General features: G+C 58.2%; 3 protein-coding genes. 2 read left to right on the top strand and 1 reads right to left on the bottom strand.

Annotation, left to right across the window (positions count from 1 at the left end):
- Positions 1-157: 157 nt before the first annotated feature.
- A complete protein-coding gene (locus ACTTKG_RS09740; protein WP_442674005.1) occupies positions 158-1993 on the bottom strand; it encodes an acyltransferase family protein in 1836 nt (611 codons plus the stop codon).
- A 242-nt stretch (positions 1994-2235) separates the two neighbouring features.
- On the opposite strand from ACTTKG_RS09740, the gene thiT reads away from it, so the two are divergent.
- Complete coding sequence (gene thiT, locus ACTTKG_RS09735) at positions 2236-2895, top strand: energy-coupled thiamine transporter ThiT (protein WP_442674004.1); 660 nt, start codon at positions 2236-2238, stop codon at positions 2893-2895.
- Between the two features lie 61 nt (positions 2896-2956).
- The coding region (gene rarD, locus ACTTKG_RS09730; protein WP_442674003.1) for an EamA family transporter RarD at positions 2957-3760 on the top strand (804 nt) is incomplete at its 3' end.

Here is a 3760-nt window from a genome sequence, read left to right as displayed (position 1 = left end):
GCCGCTTCTCATACCCAATGGATTCCAGCACTTTCGCGACTTCCTCAAACGAAACCGCCTTGGGATTGTTCCGAATGCGTGCGATGAGTTTTTCCCACTTGCTCAAGGCATTTCCGCCCCCATATATAGTACCATGCCCAACCTTTTGAAGCAAATCTTACTTCGCCAACGCTTCCGCCAGTGCATCGTGCACGAGCTTTGCGTACTGCTCCGTGCCCGCATCGTTCGGGTGAACGCCGTCGCCCGAGAGCCATTCGGGGTGCTTCGATACGAGTCCATACCAGTCGATGACCGTCACATTCTTATGCTCGGCAGCCATCTTCCGGATGTATTCATTGTTCGGATCCTGCCACGAAAGGTGCGGCGCGTAGACATTAACCCAGAAGATGCGGCGGCTCGATCCCAAAAGCTTCAAAAGACCCTCTGTCTGTTCCACATAGCGATCGCCGGCGGCGAGCGGCCCGTTCGTGCCGAGCGAGACGACGACGACGCTGCCGAGCCTGCCCTGCGCCGCGAGGCTCTGTGCGGCTTCGATTCCACCGCCCACATAGCGCGAGACTTCCGCATCGACCGCGCAGCCGGGCAGCGCCTTCTGCAAATCTCCTGCCGCAGACAGCATGACCGAATCGCCGATGCAGGCGACGCCCGAAAGATCCACCGCCTTCATGCGTGCCGCCTTGTCCTCAGCGGCTTTTGCCGCAGCCGCCTTCTCGGCTTCTTCCTTCTGCCGCGCGAGTTCCGCCGCATTCTTCTCAAGACGTGCGCTGAGCTGCGCCCTCGCCTCCGCCTTGTAGCCGGCAGGCGCCGCAAGCCCCTTACAGCCAAAGCCCATCAAGAAGACGCCGCACAAAGTGAAAGCGAGAAAGCACGCCCCCTGCGCATAGACAAGGCGATTGCCGAACGCAGGCAGCTCGCGCCTGCCGACGCTCTTCGTCAACGCCTCCGTCCACATGGCGAGCAGCAAGATGACGGCGATCTCCCACGCGGCAAAATACGGCATCGCTTCCCAGCCCTTTTGTTGAAACAGGAAGATCACGGGGTACTGCCAGAGGAAGATGCCATAGCTGCGCGTGCCAATCCAGCGAAAGACGCGCATATCGAGAAACTTGCCGATCGTCATGCCGCGATCCGCCGTGATCGCGAGCAAAAGACAGAATAGAAGCGTCACAAGGAACATGCCGCCCCGATAGAGCAACGGATTTGCACCATCGAGGAAAACGCACGCGAAGAGGACGGCGACGAGCAGAAGTTCGAAGCTGACAAACTCTGCGATCTCGCGCCAAAGCGGATTCTTCTTCGCCGCAGCAGAAGTCCCCGCACGCCAAAGCCCCATCGCCGCGCCCAAGAGGAGCGCAAAAACACGCGTATCCGTGCCATAGTAAAGGCGCGTCACATCTGCCCCCATCAGATACGAAAGCGGCATGAGAAGCGCCGTCCCCAAACCGAGCGCGGCGATGACCGCTATGCCCGCCCCTTTCCCCAGACAATGCGAGACAAGCGTATAAAGAAGAAAGAGCAGCGGCCACAAGACGAACGCATATTGCAGCTCGATGCCCATGAACCACAGATGCGTGAACGGCGATGCATTGGCGATGCGCGTGAAATAGTCGGCGTTCGCAGCAATCTGCCACCAGTTGTTATAGCCGAGCGCGACGGAAAGAACCTCCTCGCGCATGTCCACGACCGTCTCGGGAAGCACGAAGGAATAGACGCCGAGCGTCACGAGAATCATGACGACGAGAGCGGGATACATGCGCAAAAGGCGCTTCAAAAAATAGCGTCCGAGAGAAAATTCGCCCGCGAGCCGTTCCCGCTCCGTCGTGTAGGCGAGAAGATACCCCGTCAAAACAAAAAACAAGGATACCCCGAGGTATCCCCCTTTCACCACATCGGGAAATATATGAAACAACGTGACTGCGACGATTGCCAAGGTGCGCAGAGCATCGAGACCTTGAATCTGCTTCGTCGGTCTTCCTCCAACGTAATTCGCCATAAATCCACCATCCTTTGTGTGTTCTCCATTATCGCACAAACGAAAAGCCTCTTCAAGGGATTTTCGTTTGCTTTCGGAAGGGACGAATTGTATAATTAAGAAAACGACGCCCCCTGCTCGGACTTTTGAAAGAGGCTCCTGTCGATCTAGATACAGAGTCTATACGAAAGGAGCGTCTGCAGCGTCATGAAGGCACTCTGTGATACAAATATCATCCTCGATGTACTGTTGACAAGCGAACAATGAAAGGACAGATAAACTTGGATACTCTGCTGCAAAACATCTCAGCCATTCTTGAGCATCCGGCGAGCCTCATCGCGCTTCTCGCCGTGCTCTTCGCGATTCTCTCGCACCTCTACTTTAGGCGCGTGCGGCTCACAACGCCGATGATCGTGACCATCGCTCTCATGCTCGCGATGACCGTCATCCTGCACCAGTTTCGCCTCTACCACATGCCGCAGGGCGGCAGCGTGACGCTCGGCGCGATGGTGCCGCTGCTCTTCGTCTCCTATCGCTACGGAGTCGGCACAGGCTGCCTCGCGGGCTTCCTCTACGGCATCTTCAACATGATGCAGGATCCCTATCTGCTGCACCCCGTGCAGGTGCTCTTCGACTACCCGCTGCCCTACATGGCGCTCTCGCTCGCCGCACTCTTTCCCGCACACCGCATGGCGTCGACGGCGCTCGCCTTTTTCGCGCGCTTTTTCTGCCACATCGTGAGCGGCGTCGTATTCTTCGCGTCCTACGCTCCCGCAGGCACAAGCCCCCTCGTCTACTCGCTGACCTTCAACGCGACGTACCTCGTTCCCGAGTGCCTGATCTGCTTCGCCCTCTTGAAGGTGCTGCCCGTAGAAAGGCTCATGGCGGCGATGGATCGCCAGACGGCGCCGCGCACGCATTGAGCGCCGCACGCATCGTCATATTCTCACGCCATATCCCACACCGAAGGAAGTCTTTCATCCTATGGAACAAAAAAGGCGCGGCATGATCGCCGCCGTATCCACCTATATCATCTGGGGCATTCTGCCGCTCTACTGGAATCTTCTCGCTGCAGCTCCTGCCGCCGAAATCCTCGCGCACCGCATCTCGTGGTCGTTCGTCTTCATGCTGCTCGTCCTCGCCGTATCGAAACGATGGCAAAGCTTCTGCCAAGACTGCAGGGTGCTCTGTCAAGACAGACGGCGCACACTGCTCCTTTTCGGCGCGTCGATCCTCATCACCATCAACTGGCTGACCTATATATGGGCGGTCAATCACGGGCACGTCATCGACACGAGTCTCGGCTACTACAGCACCCCGCTGATGAACGTCGCGCTCGGCGTCGTTCTCTTCAAAGAGCGGCTCACGCCGTCCGCACGCGTCAGCGTCTTCCTCGCCTTCTGCGGCGTCGTGCTCATGACCGTGCAGATCGGCAAACTGCCGTGGGTCGCGCTCGTGCTCGCCGCGACCTTCGGGCTCTACGGCGCACTGAAGAAGAAGCTCGCGCTGCATCCCTTTTCGAGCATCACGCTCGAAACCCTTCTCTTACTGCCCGTATTTCTGCCCTACGCCGTCTATCTGGCAGGCGAGCCGACAAGTCAGTTCAGCTTGGCGACGCCGCGCGAAATCCTGCTCCTTATCGGCTCCGGCGCCGCCACCGCCACGCCGCTCATTCTCTTCTCCTACGGCGCGAACCTTTTGCCCTTGAACGTCCTCGGCTTTTTCCAATACATCAGTCCGACGATCGCGCTCCTCCTCGGCATATTCTTCTTCCACGAGCCTTTCGGC

The sequence above is a fragment of the Selenomonas sp. genome (assembly GCF_052169755.1).
GTDB lineage: Bacteria > Bacillota > Negativicutes > Selenomonadales > Selenomonadaceae > Selenomonas.
This window is presented reverse-complemented; position numbering and strand designations above follow the sequence as displayed.

Excerpts from the sequence above, each read along its gene's own strand:
- thiT (WP_442674004.1), top strand. The coding sequence starts at position 2,236 with ATGAAAGGACAGATAAACTTGGATACTCTGCTGCAAAACATCTCAGCC.
- ACTTKG_RS09740 (WP_442674005.1), bottom strand. The coding sequence starts at position 1,993 with ATGGCGAATTACGTTGGAGGAAGACCGACGAAGCAGATTCAAGGTCTC.